15 protein-coding genes are annotated in these 14,349 nt (G+C 58.6%); 11 read left to right on the top strand and 4 right to left on the bottom strand.

From position 1 onward, the window contains the following. Window positions 1-53 precede the first annotated feature (53 nt). From QP908_RS00650 to QP908_RS00660, 3 genes are all read left to right on the top strand, one after another. Complete coding sequence (locus QP908_RS00650) at window positions 54-692, top strand: TIGR03085 family metal-binding protein (protein WP_239269545.1); 639 nt, start codon at window positions 54-56, stop codon at window positions 690-692. A 272-nt stretch (window positions 693-964) separates the two neighbouring features. Further along, a complete protein-coding gene (locus tag QP908_RS00655) occupies window positions 965-4,177 on the top strand; it encodes an FtsK/SpoIIIE family DNA translocase (RefSeq protein WP_502868852.1) in 3,213 nt (1,070 codons plus the stop codon). Between the two features lie 169 nt (window positions 4,178-4,346). Further along, a complete protein-coding gene (locus tag QP908_RS00660; RefSeq protein WP_023017338.1) occupies window positions 4,347-5,468 on the top strand; it encodes a TerC family protein in 1,122 nt (373 codons plus the stop codon). Window positions 5,469-5,478: 10 nt separating this feature from the next. Here the strand turns inward: QP908_RS00660 and QP908_RS00665 are convergent, their stop codons facing one another. Further along, on the bottom strand, window positions 5,479-5,769 hold the full coding sequence (locus QP908_RS00665) for a YciI family protein (protein WP_284771449.1): 291 nt from the start codon (window positions 5,767-5,769) through the stop codon (window positions 5,479-5,481). Between the two features lie 59 nt (window positions 5,770-5,828). On the opposite strand from QP908_RS00665, the gene pgsA reads away from it, so the two are divergent. The 4 genes from pgsA to QP908_RS00685 all read left to right on the top strand — a co-directional run bounded on the left by pgsA (window position 5,829) and on the right by QP908_RS00685 (window position 8,309). Next, window positions 5,829-6,413, top strand: a complete 585-nt coding sequence (gene pgsA / locus QP908_RS00670) for a CDP-diacylglycerol--glycerol-3-phosphate 3-phosphatidyltransferase (protein WP_239269519.1) — start codon at window positions 5,829-5,831, stop codon at window positions 6,411-6,413. A gap of 3 nt (window positions 6,414-6,416) precedes the next feature. Continuing rightward, on the top strand, window positions 6,417-6,932 hold the full coding sequence (locus QP908_RS00675; protein ID WP_239269520.1) for a CinA family protein: 516 nt from the start codon (window positions 6,417-6,419) through the stop codon (window positions 6,930-6,932). An 8-nt stretch (window positions 6,933-6,940) separates the two neighbouring features. Then, window positions 6,941-7,318 carry a helix-turn-helix domain-containing protein gene (locus tag QP908_RS00680; RefSeq protein ID WP_005278839.1) on the top strand — a complete coding sequence of 126 codons (378 nt, stop codon included), beginning with the start codon at window positions 6,941-6,943 and terminating at the stop codon, window positions 7,316-7,318. A 133-nt stretch (window positions 7,319-7,451) separates the two neighbouring features. Continuing rightward, window positions 7,452-8,309 (top strand): PspA/IM30 family protein, encoded by an 858-nt coding sequence (locus tag QP908_RS00685; protein ID WP_126319241.1) that lies wholly within the window; start codon window positions 7,452-7,454, stop codon window positions 8,307-8,309. Between the two features lie 124 nt (window positions 8,310-8,433). Here the strand turns inward: QP908_RS00685 and QP908_RS00690 are convergent, their stop codons facing one another. The 3 genes from QP908_RS00690 to QP908_RS00700 are packed head-to-tail and all read right to left on the bottom strand — an operon-like array spanning window position 8,434 to window position 10,326. Continuing rightward, complete coding sequence (locus QP908_RS00690) at window positions 8,434-9,057, bottom strand: energy-coupling factor transporter transmembrane component T family protein (RefSeq protein ID WP_255716860.1); 624 nt, start codon at window positions 9,055-9,057, stop codon at window positions 8,434-8,436. A 13-nt stretch (window positions 9,058-9,070) separates the two neighbouring features. Then, window positions 9,071-9,763 (bottom strand): energy-coupling factor ABC transporter ATP-binding protein, encoded by a 693-nt coding sequence (locus QP908_RS00695; protein ID WP_284771450.1) that lies wholly within the window; start codon window positions 9,761-9,763, stop codon window positions 9,071-9,073. After that, complete coding sequence (locus tag QP908_RS00700; RefSeq protein WP_239269522.1) at window positions 9,763-10,326, bottom strand: biotin transporter BioY; 564 nt, start codon at window positions 10,324-10,326, stop codon at window positions 9,763-9,765. Before QP908_RS00700 ends, QP908_RS00695 begins: the two co-directional genes overlap by 1 nt. 130 nt (window positions 10,327-10,456) lie before the next feature. Between QP908_RS00700 and QP908_RS00705 the strand changes: the two genes are divergently transcribed. From QP908_RS00705 to miaB, 4 genes are all read left to right on the top strand, one after another. Further along, entirely contained in the window at window positions 10,457-10,672 is a 216-nt protein-coding gene (locus tag QP908_RS00705) for a DUF3046 domain-containing protein (RefSeq protein ID WP_023017347.1), read from the top strand. A 181-nt stretch (window positions 10,673-10,853) separates the two neighbouring features. Next, on the top strand, window positions 10,854-11,990 hold the full coding sequence (gene recA / locus QP908_RS00710; RefSeq protein WP_023030598.1) for a recombinase RecA: 1,137 nt from the start codon (window positions 10,854-10,856) through the stop codon (window positions 11,988-11,990). 39 nt (window positions 11,991-12,029) lie between these two features. Continuing rightward, window positions 12,030-12,629, top strand: a complete 600-nt coding sequence (gene recX, locus QP908_RS00715) for a recombination regulator RecX (RefSeq protein WP_239275489.1) — start codon at window positions 12,030-12,032, stop codon at window positions 12,627-12,629. 183 nt (window positions 12,630-12,812) lie between these two features. Then, window positions 12,813-14,339 carry a tRNA (N6-isopentenyl adenosine(37)-C2)-methylthiotransferase MiaB gene (gene miaB / locus QP908_RS00720; RefSeq protein ID WP_284771451.1) on the top strand — a complete coding sequence of 509 codons (1,527 nt, stop codon included), beginning with the start codon at window positions 12,813-12,815 and terminating at the stop codon, window positions 14,337-14,339. The last annotated feature ends 10 nt before the right edge of the window (window positions 14,340-14,349 follow it).

Below are 14,349 nucleotides of genomic sequence, written 5' to 3' on the forward strand. Positions count from 1 at the left end.
AAGGATTTAATTCCGGCATAGTTTCTGTGCCCCAGCATTTCGATGACCTCGGTATGCTGGGGCACATGTCGTTTTCATCTTCCGAACGCGCCAAGATGGTCGCGCTTTTGCATCAGCTAGGTCCAGACGCCCCCACGCTGTGTGAAGGCTGGACCACGCGCGACTTAGTTGCCCACCTGTGGGTGCGCGAAAACCGTCCCGATGCCGCAGCGGGCATGTTCCTTTCGGTCCTGCAGCCCCACCTGGAAAAGGAATCCGCCAAGGTTGCCCGCCGCGATTTCGATGAGCTTGTCGATGCCTGGGGGAGGGGACCAGCAAAGTTCAACCCCGCACGTTTTCTCGATGCCCAGCAAAATTTGGGCGAACATTTTATCCACCACGAGGATATCCGTCGCGCCAATGGCCAGACCGAACCCCGCGATTTCTCTGTCGCCGTGCAGAAGAAGCTGCACCGTTTTTTGAAGATCTGGGCCAAATTGAGCCTGCGTAAATCCACCCAGCCGGTGATCCTGCAGCCGGACGGGATGCCGCGCATCGTCGTGGCAGATAAGCACGGGGTAGCCGATCGCGGCGATCGCGTGGTCCGCGTAAGCGGGGAGGTCGGCGAACTCCTGCTGTGGGCGTACGGGCGCGATGTCGTGCAGGTCACCATCAATGGCGACGAGTCAGCCATCAAGATGTCAACCCTGTAGGCTAGATAAAGTCGATTTTGTGGCCCATGCTGCGCCTTTTTGGTCCGGACGCGGGATAATTTCCGGCCAACTAGCACTGCCAAGCGTGTGGCGTATGTGATTTGTGGGGTTTTCCGGTTAAGGTAAATGACATGTCTGTCAAAAATGCCTCCTCTCGCGGATCGCGCCGGAACCAGACGCGAGCATCGAAAAGCGCGCCTGGCCGGAAAGCGAACAGGTCGCGGCCATCTGGTCGCAGCCAGTCCAGCGCCGGTGTGCCAGAGACGCTGGAGATGACCTCGTCTGGGCGCGCGGCAGGAACGACGCAAGAGCGTACGGGGAGTGCATTTAGGGCCGTCGGCAAGGGGCTTGGCTCCGCTTTTGGTGCCACCGCGCGCGGAATGGGCAATGTTGCCCGCGGCCTAGGCAATGGCCTTGCGGGCCTGAAGCCGAGCCAGGATGTAACTGCTGACGGCACGGAGGATTTCGAGAGAGCAAGGGAGCCACAGGAAATTTCTGATAGCGCCGGAAAAAAGAAGAAAAGCAAGGTAACTCGCGCGCGCGATATCGCAGCCGAAGAGGAGGCACAGGCTGCCGAGGAGGAGGCGGCTTCCCCGCAGGGCGGGTTGCGAGTCAATAATCCGGATGCGGTTGCCCTGGTGCTCATCGGCGTATCCATCGTCCTCGCCGCCACCGTGTGGTTTGGCGTTGCCGGCCAGGTGGGCGCCTGGGTAGGCAACCTGGTGCGCTACGTCATCGGCGCCGGCGCGTGGGTACTTCCCATTGCGCTCGTCGCGCTGGCCATTTCGCTCATGATGGAAATGGATGGTCCATCCGGGCGCATTAATCCGCGTATTGCGGGCGGCACGACGATTATCGTGCTGGCGATGCTGAGCCTCATCCACATCTTTGCCGGCAATCCGCCGCTTGGGTTTACCACCGATACCGCGGGCGGGGCCGGCGGTATTGTTGGCTTTGCCATCGGCGGGATTCTCGATGCCGCGTTTACCTCGTATGTTGCAGTACCCTTGCTCTTCCTCGTCATCATTTACGGCGCGCTGCTGGTCACCGGTATCACCATCCGCGAGGCCTATGAGCTCGTGGCGGATTCGCTGCGCTCGGCCTTTTCCCGCTTTGGCGGCAGCGATGCAGATTACGATGATGCGGACGAGGATGACGATCTCTACGGCCACGTGTCTGGCGATATCGACGATATTGCGCACGGCCGCGAGCGTTCCGAGCGCCCCGCCCCGAAGCGCCGCAGCACGTCCACTCCGCGCAAGACTGGCAGCCCCTATCCGGTGCAATCGCTTGCCGATGCCCCCGAGGACGACCACACCGTCGCCTTCAACACCCCGGTCCGCGCGGGCTATGAGCCGGTGGACCGCAACGACGAAGAGTTGAGCTACGGCTCGGACTCCCAAATGGGGGATACCGATGCCTTCCCGGCAGTAGACGACGCTGACTACGCAGAGGCTTCCGAATCCACCCAACAGGCCCTGCCAGAAAGCGAGCCCACCCGCGTCTTGGGTTCTGCCACCGGTGGTTCTTCCACCGGCCGCAAGTCGCGGGCTGGCCGCGGCGCTGGTGCTGGAGCCGCTGGGGCCGCTGGCGCCGGTGCTGCCGCTGCTTCTGGTGTGGCTGGTGCCGCAGGTGCAGCCGGCAAGGCCAAGGGCGCTGGTGCTGGAGCTGCCGCCGGAGCCGCTGCCGCTGGTGCCGCCAAGGCCGGTTCCGATGCTGTCTCTTCGGCGCACGAGGAGGCCCGGCGCCTATTCCGCGAGCGTTCTGGGCGCGATGCGGCCACCGGCGCACAGGTGGAATCCACCGCGGGGGCGGAACAGCCTGCCGCACAGCCCCAAGCCCCCGCGCCTGCGCAATTTGGCAACGACAACTATGCGGTGCCCTCTACCGATCTGCTGACCCCAGGCACGCCTGCGAAGGAACGCACCGAGATCAATGACCGCATCATCGAGGCCATTACCGATGTCTTCGAAGAGTTCAACGTCAATGCTCAAGTGACGGGCTTTAGCCGTGGCCCCACGGTGACACGCTATGAGATTGAGCTTGGACCAGGCGTGAAGGTTTCGAAGATTACGAACCTGCAGTCCAACCTGGCCTATGCCGTGGCTACCGATAACCTGCGTTTGCTCACGCCGATTCCGGGCAAGTCCGCGGTGGGTATTGAGGTGCCTAACCCGGACCGCGAAATGGTCCACCTGCGCGAGGTCTTGGACGCGCCCAGCATGACGTCTTCCCCGGACCCAATGTTGATTGGCCTGGGCAAGGATATCGAGGGCGAATATACGTCCTTTTCCGTGCAGAAGATGCCGCACTTGCTGGTTGCCGGCGCTACCGGTTCCGGTAAGTCCGCGTTCGTGAACTCCATGCTGGTCTCGCTGCTTACCCGCGCCACCCCGGAGCAGGTACGCCTGATCCTCGTCGACCCAAAGATGGTCGAGCTCACGCCGTATGAGGGCATCCCGCACCTGATTACGCCCATCATTACCCAGCCGAAGAAGGCCGCCGCGGCCCTCCAGTGGCTGGTAGAAGAGATGGAGCAGCGGTACATGGATATGAAGGCCGCGCGCGTGCGCAAGATCGAGGACTATAACCGCAAGGTTGTCTCCGGCGAGTACCAGGCACCGGCAGGTTCCGAGCGCGAGGTTCGTCCGTATCCTTATATCGTCTGCGTCGTCGACGAGCTGGCGGACTTGATGATGACCGCCCCGAAGGAGATCGAGGACTCCATCGTCCGCATCACCCAGAAGGCCCGCGCCGCCGGCATCCACTTGGTGCTTGCTACTCAGCGCCCGTCCGTCGATGTGGTTACCGGCCTTATCAAGACCAACGTGCCTTCCCGCTTGGCCTTTGCCACCTCGTCCTTGACCGACTCCCGCGTTATCTTGGACCAAGGCGGTGCGGAAAAGCTCATTGGCATGGGTGATGGTCTATTTATCCCGCAGGGCAAGCGCCCAGTGCGCATGCAAGGTGCCTTCGTTTCCGATGACGAGGTCATGGATGTGGTTGAGGCCGCTAAATCCCAGGCCGCCCCGAACTATACCGAGGGCGTGACCGAGGAAAAGCAGTCCGAGGCGAAGAAGGAGATCGACGATGACATTGGCAAGGACATGGATGATCTCCTCGAGGCCGTCGAGCTGGTGGTCACCGCTCAGCTGGGTTCCACCTCAATGCTGCAGCGTAAGCTGCGCATCGGTTTTGCCAAGGCGGGCCGCCTGATGGACCTGATGGAATCGCGCGGCGTCGTCGGGCCATCGGAAGGCTCCAAGGCGCGCGAGGTGCTGGTCAAGCCGGAAGAGCTCGATACCATCCTGTGGATGATTAAGGGCGCCGACCCTGCCGATGCCCCCAAGGAAATCCAGGACGAGATGAACCAGGAAGAAGACGATGATGGCGGCGATTCCGCAGATTCCGCTCTTTCCGATGCCCCCGATTCCGATACGCGGACGGTGCAAGCGACCTATAACCCATCATCCGGGGCCTTCTAAGTAGTGTAAGATGGTTACGGTCTTGGAGGGGAGTACCCCACATTCGGCATAGATCGTCAACACGGTAGCTGTGCGCTCCCGGTCGTGTCGGCCCAGCGAGGAATATCCGCTGGGCGGGGGAGACCTCCGGTCACTTTCTTAAAGTAAATTCGACCGGAGGGATCTCGCGATGAACGTTCCATTGTGGGTGTGGCTGGTCACCGGTGCGGTGATTCTAGCCTTTTTTATATTCGACTTTTATTCTCACGTGCGCAGTCCACATGAGCCCACCCTGAAAGAGTCGGGCCTGTGGACCTTGTTCTACATTGCCGTCGCCTTAGTTTTTGGCGGCGTTGTCTGGGCCGTATGGGGCCATGAGCACGGCATCCAATTCTTTACCGGTTATGTCACAGAGCAGGCGCTTTCCGTGGATAACCTCTTCGTATTTGCGCTTATCATGGGATCCTTTAAAATCCCGCGCAAGTACCAGCAAAAGGTGCTGCTCATCGGTATCATCATCGCCCTCGTCTTCCGCCTCGTATTCATTTTGCTGGGTGCGGCGGTCATCGCGGCGTGGTCTGATATCTTCTACCTCTTTGCCATCTTCCTGCTGTATACCGCCATCAAGTTGGTCATCGATGAGATTCGGGATGCGCCGGAGACCAACCCGAACGATATGGCCATCATCAAGCTCGTGCGCAAGGCGGTAGATGTCACCCCGCAGTACCACGGGGATAAGCTCACCCACCGCGTGGACGATGGCTCGAAGAAGGGCAAGTTCGCCTTCACGCCGCTATTCGTCGCGCTGGTATCCATTGGGCTTATCGATGTCATGTTTGCCTTCGATTCCATTCCGGCAATCTACGGCATTACCTCAGAGGCGTTTTTGGTCTTTACCACCAACGCATTCGCGCTGATGGGCCTGCGCCAAATGTACTTTCTTATCGATGGCCTCTTGGACCGCCTCGTCTACCTGCCTTACGGCCTGGGCATCATCCTGGGCTTCATCGGTGTCAAGCTGCTCTTCCACGCGTTGCACGAGAATAACCTGCCGTTTATCAATGGCGGCGACAATATCGAATCCGTGCCGGAAATCTCCACCATCGGCTCGCTGGTGGTCATTGTTGGAGTCTTGGTCATCACGGTTCTTGCATCGGTTATTAAGAACATGCGCGATAAAACCCAAGGCGTAGTGGCCGTATCCCACAACCACTACGACTGGGATGAGGAAGGAAATAAGATCGTACGCAATACGCGCGGCGATTACCTGGGCAGGGCCGAGGATCTGTCCAAGGAAGACCTACCCAACTAGGGGGGAGAGCCTAGAAGCGGGCTTTAACCGGGGTCCACTCGCGGAAGCTGCGGCCCTGGAGGCAGCCTTCTTGATAGAAGGGATCATCGTTCATCAGCTGGATGACATCGGCGACCTCGGTGCCATCATCGTCAAAGCGCACGACGATGAGCGCGCCTCCTTGGGAATCCGTGAACGGTCCCGAGGCCACGATGGTGCCCTCATCAAATAGTTTCCCGGTGAACTCGCGGTGGGCCGGGCGGACCTTCGCTATCTCTGGGTTGGCCGGGTTATATTCATAGTTGACTGCAAAATATTTCATACCGGACAGTATAAATTTTCGGGGGAGTGTGCCGCGAGACCATAACCCAAGCGGGTAGTATGTATAGGGTGAATCAACCCGGAGCACAGTCAGCGCAGTCCTCGGATGTGAATCCGCAGGTCTCTAATTGGAATCTGCCAAATGTCCTTACCTGCCTGCGTATCGTTTTCATTCCGGTCTTTGCATGGCTGGTCATCGGCGGCCACCAGTGGTGGTCTTTTGGCGTCTTCGCCGCCTTAATGCTCACGGATAAGCTCGATGGCGATATTGCTCGCGCCCGCGGGTTGATTACCGATTTTGGCAAGATCGCCGACCCCATTGCTGATAAAGCGCTCATGACCACAGCGCTTGTCTGTCTCAATATCGTCGATCAGCTTTCGGTTTGGGTTACCGTCATTATTCTGATCCGGGAATTCGGCATTACCATCTGGCGCATGGCCTTGCTGCGCCGCGGAAAAGTCGTCCCAGCCTCTAAAGGCGGCAAGTTGAAGACCGTCCTGCAGTCCTTTGCCGTAGGCCTATATTTGTGGCCGCTTCCCTCGTGGATGGATATTCCTACCTCCTTCATCATGTGGATGGCCGTCGTGGTAACGGTCATTACCGGCGTGCAGTATCTCATCGATGGACAAAAGCAAAATAGTTAAACAATGGCTTTCACAAAATCTGACCTCGTTGCCTTATTAACAGAGCGCCACGAGACCGTGGCTTTTTGCGAGTCGCTGACTGCCGGCCTAGCCAGCGCTACCATCGCTTCGGTGCCTGGAGCATCGGCCGTCTTGCGCGGCGGCCTTATTACCTATGCCACAGAGGTAAAGTCCCACTTCTTGGATAAACCAGTCTCTGAGATCGAACGCGTAGGCGTCGTCTCTGGCGAAACCGCAGTCGATATGGCCCGCGCCGCAGTTGCGGAAACGGGGGCGGATTGGGGCTTAGGGCTTACCGGCGTTGCCGGGCCAGATAAACAAGAAGGAAAAGATCCCGGCACGGTATTTTTAGGAATCTATTCCGCGGGCCGCATAGCGCAGTCTTATTGTTTGCGCGACTTGGGCACTGAACGCAACGACATCAGAAAGGCCACGGTAGGAGCAGCAATCGCCCAACTTGGTGCGATCATCAAAAATTTTCCTAGCAGTGGGGAACAAATTTCATCGAAGGAGCGTTAAAACGTACGATGAACATTTCTACAGCAGTCCTAGACCACTCGGCGCAGACTGCCGCGGAACCTGCGGCAGCGGCACCATCGGCGCCACAACCTGCCCGCGCCCCAGAACCACTCCTGCGTGAAGCATTGGGCCTGACCCTGCGTGCATTCCGCGCGGACAAGTCGGTTACCCTGCGCGAATTGGCTAGCGTTGCCCGCGTGTCACCGGGCTACTTGTCGGAGCTCGAGCGGGGCCGCAAGGAAGTTTCTTCTGAGTTACTGGCCTCCGTGTGCCACGCGCTCGACGCATCGGTGTCGGACGTCCTGATCGAGGCTGCCGGTTATATGGCGCTGCCCTCGATGGATGAAGAGCTCGCGCATACCGCGCCGGCTGCTTCTGAGCTTTAACGCGTGCGCGATTCTGAAAAGAATTGCCGCGGTGGATACCTTCGATTAGTAGCGGCAGAGCCCTAGGCGTTGGGTTACTATGAACACGACAACGCGACGCATTACCACATTCCTTAGAAAGGTCTAGAGCATAATGGCGAATCCATTTGTTAAGGGTTGGAAGTACCTGATGGCACTGTTCGATAATAAAATCGAAGAGAATGCCGATCCGAAAATTCAGATTGAGCAGGCCATCGAAGATGCCCAACGTCAGCACCAAGAGCTTTCGCAGCAAGCTGCGGCGGTCATTGGCAATCAGCGCCAGCTGGAGATGCAACTTAACCGTCGCCTAGCCGAGGTCGAAAAGCTGCAGGGCAATACCCGCCAGGCGCTCGAGCTTGCGGATAAGGCGCGCGCCAATGGTGATGAAAACAAGGCCGTGGAGTACGAGAACGCCGCCGAGGCCTTTGCCGCTCAGTTGGTGACCGCAGAGGAGTCTGTGGAGGACACGAAGAAGCTCCACGACCAGGCATTGCAACAGGCTGAGCAGGCTAAGCGCGCTGTAGAACGCAATAATGCAGCCCTGCGCCAGAAGGTTGATGAGCGTTCGAAGCTGCTATCGCAGCTGGAGCAGGCAAAGATGCAGGAAAAGGTTTCCGAGTCTTTGAACTCCATGAACGAGCTTTCTGCAGGCGGCAACACGCCTTCGCTCGATGCCGTGCGCGATAAGATTGAGCGCCGTTACTCCAAGGCTCTGGGCCAAGCGGAGTTGGCGGAAAATTCCGTCGAAAACCGTATGGCCGAGGTGCAGCAGGCGGGCATCCAGATGGCCGGCCACTCCCGCTTGGAGCAGATCCGTAGCGAGATGAACTCCACGAAGTCCGTAGAATCTAACCGCACCCAGGCCATCGAGGGCAATAAGGCCTCTGGCTCTGCTGCGGATCAGGCAGCGCAGCCGACCTCGAATGATGATGCCGTCCAGGCTCGCTTGCGAGAGCTGCGCGGAGAGTAACTTCCTCATCCCGCGCTTGTCGTAGCGCTAATTGAAAAATAGCCTCCGATCTTTCCTTTGCCGCGTTGAGCGGTGGGGAAGTCGGAGGCTTTGTCGCGCTATCAGTGTATGTGCCTAAGTTTTCTTAGTCACCGACGCCGCGGGCCTGAAGGGCTTCGCCAATGGCCCGAGCGCGCCGAATGGAGCGAATGATGACGGGCGTGACAAAGGCCGAGGGGGAGAACCCAGCGCCGCGAGCCTTGCGGGCATCGAGAACCTCGTAGATCGTTTCGAACATGAGGGGGATGAGGCGGATAGTCAGGGACATCGCCAAGCTAATGTTTTCTACCGGGACGCCGAAACGATTCAGCGGCTGGAGGGATTCTTCCAGCGACTCCATGATGGCGTCGACCGTCGAAGTGAGCGTTAGCAAAAAGGCCAGAATCATGGCCGCCAAAATATTGAGGAACATCACCGCGGCGTAGTCAAAATCCTTCGCCCACCATTGGAAACCGGCAAGGGGAATGAGGATGACCAGGGGCGGCCAGAGTTGGCTCCAGGCAATTCGTAGGGGGATGCGGGCGATGACATAGGTTAGCGCTGCGGCGATCACCGCACCGCCTGCCCACGGCAGAGTATTGAAAAAGATGCTGGTAACCAGGATAAATACCAGCAAGATGAGTATCTTCCAGCTGGGCTTCATCCGGTGGATTACCGTCGTGCCCGGAACATATACGGATAGCGGAATATTGGTTCTGCGTCGGGTCATTAGAGGTGGCTTTCTAGAGTGGCCGCCGCGCCATGAGATCTCTGTAAAAATCGATGACCTCCTGGGGAGCGCCATCGGCGGCAACCTTGTGGTCATCGATACAAATGACACGGTCAAAATCCGTGAGGAATTCCAGATCGTGAGTAACGACGATGAGCTGCTGGTCAAGCTGCGCGAACTCGCGCTTGATGCGGTCGCGATTGCGGAGATCAAGCAGCGTCGTTGGTTCATCGGCGATGATGAGCACTGGGTCGATGACCAGCACTGCGGCTAAGGCGAGCAATTGCTTTTGTCCACCAGAAAGAGTGTGCGGGGAGCGCTCGGCAAATTCTAAGAGCCCGAACCGTTCCAAGGCGGCGTCTACTCGGGCATTGCGCTCATCCTTCGATAGCTTGAAGCGGCGCAGGGAAAAAGCGATGTCATCGCGTACATTGGGCATGACGATCTGATTTTCGGCATCGGAAAAGACAAAACCCACCTTTTCGCGCACTTTCTTGCCCTGCTCGCTGGGATTGATGCCGTCGACGGTGACGGTACCCGCGGTGGGCTCACCCAGGCCATTAATAAGCCGGGTCAGTGTGGACTTTCCGCCGCCATTTTGACCGATGACGCCGATCCGCTGCTCGCTTAAAGTGAGGTTGATGTCATTGAGGACCACCGTCTCATCAAAAGCTACCGTGACCGAGGAAAAGTCGATGGTGGGCACTAGGAGGCCTTCCTACCCATCAGGTCGGGGAATGCGGAGTGAACACCAACGGCAATGATAACGGCCACGACGAGCTTTGCGGTGTCAACGAGGACGAATGGGCCTTGCGCTGCGATGGCCGGGCCGACGTCCAATCCGGAGCGAAGCATCAGGCCGATCGCGCCACAGGTGTATTGCACGAGAAGGCCAACGATGGCTGCGATAGCGAGTACCACGGTCATCCCGCCCTTCCCGCGTGGGGCGCGGTAAGCAATGGCGCCGGCGGCGATAGGGGAGAGTACGTAACCGATGATGTATCCCACGGTAGGGCCGGCAAGCGCGCGGAGCGTGGTGCCACCGCCTGCCAAAACGGGCAATGCCAAACCGATAAAGAGGAATAGCAAGCCAACGTAGCCCCCGCGCTTTCCGCCCAAGATGAGGCCGGACAAAATGAGCGCGGCGTTTTGCAAGACGATGGGCACGCCGGCGGTGCCTACGGGGATAGAAACGAAGGCTAAAACGATAACGAGGGCGGTAAATACCGCTACATAGGCAATGGTGGTTGCCACGGAGTTCTTTTGCATGGACAAAGATTAGCACCTTGGAGAAAAACGCTGTAGACACACCAATTTGAACGTCGTTCAAGGAAGCTAATTCTGGGGTCCTGGTAAAAGTTTTGGAAATATTTCCATGGTGGTGGGTAGGATTGCGCGCATGCGATTGACGGAGTACCACCAACTGGTTGTGGATGAATTTGGCGAATCAAAAGGGGCGTGGATTAGCCATTCGCATGTTTTATCAGAGCTTAATGGAACGCCGGATGAGCTTATCGAACGTGGCGTCGATCCCCGCCGTGTCTGGATAGGGCTGTGCAATGACTTCGATGTTCCCCAAGAGCGCCGTCTCGGCGTAGATTACCCATCCTTATAGGGTCTCAGAAAAGCCGAAAAGGTGTGTCTATTTTCGATATTCGAACAGATGTATGTACTCTAGTTGGGGTGTCGGTGTGGGCGACTACAGTGGGATCGCAATGAGGGCGGAACCATTTAGGGTTCTGCAGCAGTCTAATTAAGTGTTCACGCAGCGTCGTACGAGATAAGGATTTATAACAATGGCAACGAAAAAGAAATCATCCTCAGCCGCAACCAAGGGAGATGACCGCAAGAAGGCGCTAGATGCCGCTATGGCCATGATCGAAAAGGATTATGGCAAGGGCGCCGTTATGCGCTTGGGTGATGATGATCGCCCGCCCATCAAGGCCATTTCTTCCGGCAACACGGCAATCGACGTGGCGCTGGGCATCGGTGGCTTCCCGCGCGGGCGAATTGTGGAAATCTATGGCCCAGAGTCTTCCGGTAAGACGACGGTGGCGTTGCATGCCATTGCCTCGGCGCAAAAAGACGGCGGCATTGCAGCGTTTATCGATGCCGAGCACGCCCTCGACCCCCAATATGCACGCCTGCTAGGCGTCGACACCGATAACCTCCTCGTGTCCCAGCCCGATACCGGTGAGCAGGCTCTGGAAATCGCGGACATGCTGGTGCGCTCCGGCGCCATCGACATTATCGTCGTGGACTCCGTGGCGGCGCTGACCCCTAAGGCGGAAATCGAAGGCGAGATGGGCGATAGCCACGTCGGCCTGCAAGCCCGCCTGATGTCCCAGGCCTTGCGCAAGATGACCGGTGCGCTATATAACTCCGGCACCACCGCAATCTTCATCAACCAGCTGCGCGAGAAGATTGGTGTGATGTTCGGCTCCCCGGAGACCACCACCGGTGGTAAAGCGCTGAAGTTCTACTCCTCCGTGCGCTGCGATATCCGCCGTATCCAGACGCTGAAGGATGGCCAAGACGCCATCGGTAACCGCACGAAGCTCAAGGTGGTAAAGAATAAGGTTTCCCCGCCGTTCAAGATCGCCGAGTTCGACATCATGTACGGCGAGGGCATTTCTCGCGAGTCCTCCATCATCGATCTCGGCGTAGAAAACGGTTTCATCCGCAAGTCCGGTTCTTGGTTTACCTACGAAGGCGATCAGCTGGGCCAAGGTAAGGAAAAGGCGCGTTCCTTCTTGAAGGACAACCCCGACCTTGCCAATGAGATCGAAAAGAAGATCTTCCAGAAGCTCGGCATTGGGGAAGAGGCGGCAAATGGTGAAGAAGCTACCGCCATGGATGTCCCCGGCTCCGATGACCCATTGACGGATGAATCCGTAGATTTGGTCCCAAACGTCGACTTCGATGACGACTAAGCCTGTCCACCAACACTCCCACCGCTTAACACCCGCGCTATGAATCAACCCGCCCCTGACAAGCTAGAGCAACTCCGCCAGGCCCTTGAAGCCTATGAAAAAGGAGAAGCCGGGGGCGGGCTTTTTGATCGGGAGGCCGAAGAGGCAAAATCAAAGGTGCGGTCCCGCGCATTGGGCCTGCTCGACCAGCGTTCGCGGTCCCGTCAGGAATTGTACGACCGCTTAGTACAGGCCGAATTCGACCCTGAGGTGGTTGACGAGGTCCTCGATGACTTGGCCCATGCCGGCTTAATTGACGATGCCGCCTTTGCCGCCGAATGGGTGCGGCAGCGGCATAAGCGGAGGGGGAAATCGCGCAGCGTCCTCGACCGCGAGCTCTGGGAGAAGGGCGTAAGTCAAGAAGACCGAGACGAAGCCCTCACCCAAATTGACGCGGCCGATGAAGAAGCGATGGCCCGAGCCTTGGCGGAAAAGAAGGCGCGCAGCGTGAAATCCGTTCCTGCAGATAGGAAGGAACGGGAAAAGGCGCTACGCAGGATCGTGGGAGTATTGGCGCGCCGCGGGTTCAACGAGGGGATGTCTTTAAACATCGCCATTAGCGCCCTTGATGAACGGTGCGAGGAGCTGTCTTCTCCTTAAATCCGGCGGATGGGGCTTAGTGCCTTGTTGGCTCCAACCTAGTGACTCGCACACGCGCCCCACCCATCGCGGGCCCGTGCCCCAACGCGCCTCACGGCGTGCCCGATCCCACCCACGTGCCTGCACGGGTGCCGAGTTGCGACGGTTATGAGTTGTTCTGGGTGATGGCTAAACTATGCCGACGTGGAGCAGACAATTCCTGAAACCCGTACCTATGAAGTCCGAACCTTCGGCTGCCAGATGAATGTGCACGATTCCGAGCGCATTTCCGGTTTGCTGGAGGAAGCTGGCTACGCGGCCGCAGACGAGGCCACGGAGCCGGATCTCATCGTCTTTAACACGTGCGCTGTCCGCGAAAATGCCGACAAGCGCCTCTACGGCACGCTGGGCGCATTGAAGAAGACGAAGGAGAACCATCCTGGCATGCAAATCGCCGTGGGCGGTTGCCTTGCACAAAAGGATAAGGACACCGTCCTCGACAATGTGCCGTGGGTGGATGCGGTCTTCGGAACCCACAATATGGCAGCGTTGCCCACCCTTCTCGAGCGCGCCCGCCATAACGAGGAAGCCCAGGTCGAGATCGTCGATTCGCTAGAGGCGTTCCCCTCCATATTGCCTGCTAAGCGCGAATCCGCCTACGCGGGTTGGGTATCGGTGTCCGTGGGCTGCAATAACACCTGCACTTTCTGCATCGTTCCCTCCCTGCGCGGTAAGGAAGAGGACCGCCGGCCAGGCGATATTCTGGCCGAGGTACAGGCGCTGGTGGATCAGGGCGTCTCTGAGGTCACCCTCTTGGGCCAAAACGTCAACGCCTATGGCGTGAATTTCGCCGATCCAGAAATGCCGCGCGATCGCTTTGCTTTCTCGAAGCTGCTGCGCGAAGTGGGCAAGATCGACGGCCTCGAACGCCTGCGGTTTACCTCCCCGCACCCGGCGGAATTCACCTCGGATGTCATCGACGCCATGGCGGAAACCCCGGCGGTGTGCCCACAGTTGCACATGCCGCTGCAATCTGGCTCGGATAAGGTTTTGAAGGACATGCGTCGTTCCTACCGCACGAAGAAGTTCCTGCGCATCCTCGATGAGGTGCGGGAGAAGATTCCGAACGCGGCGATTACCACGGATATCATCGTTGGTTTCCCGGGCGAGACCGAAGAGGATTTCCAGGCCACCATGGACTTGGTCCGCCGCGCCCGCTTCGCCTCGGCATTTACCTTCCAGTATTCCCCGCGCCCTGGCACCCCTGCGGCGGAGATGGACAACCAAGTCCCCAAGGAAGTCGTCCAGGATCGCTTCGAGCGGCTCGTTGCGCTGCAAGATAGCATCCAGGCAGAAGAGAACCAGAAGCTCGTGGGCACTGAGGTGGAGCTCTTGGTCCAAGCTGAGGGCGGACGCAAGAACGATGAGACCCACCGCATGTCGGGTCGAGCTCGGGATGGGCGCCTCGTGCACTTTAGCCCTATTGATGACAACGGCGCGGATATCTCCGCCGAGATTCGCCCCGGCGACGTCGTGCGCACCAAAGTCACGGGCGCAGGCTCGTTCTTCTTGCTTGCCGATGCCGCAGTAAGCGTCCACACCCGCACCAAGGCCGGCGACATGTCGGCAGCGGGCCAAACCCCCACTACCGCTCCGATTGGGGTGGGCTTGGGGCTGCCGGGCATCGGCAAGCCTGCTGGCGCTGCCGCAGCGGATTCTTGCGGCTGCTAACCGGGGAGTA

The sequence above is a fragment of the Corynebacterium sp. MSK204 genome (genome assembly GCF_030229885.1).
Lineage (GTDB): Bacteria > Actinomycetota > Actinomycetes > Mycobacteriales > Mycobacteriaceae > Corynebacterium.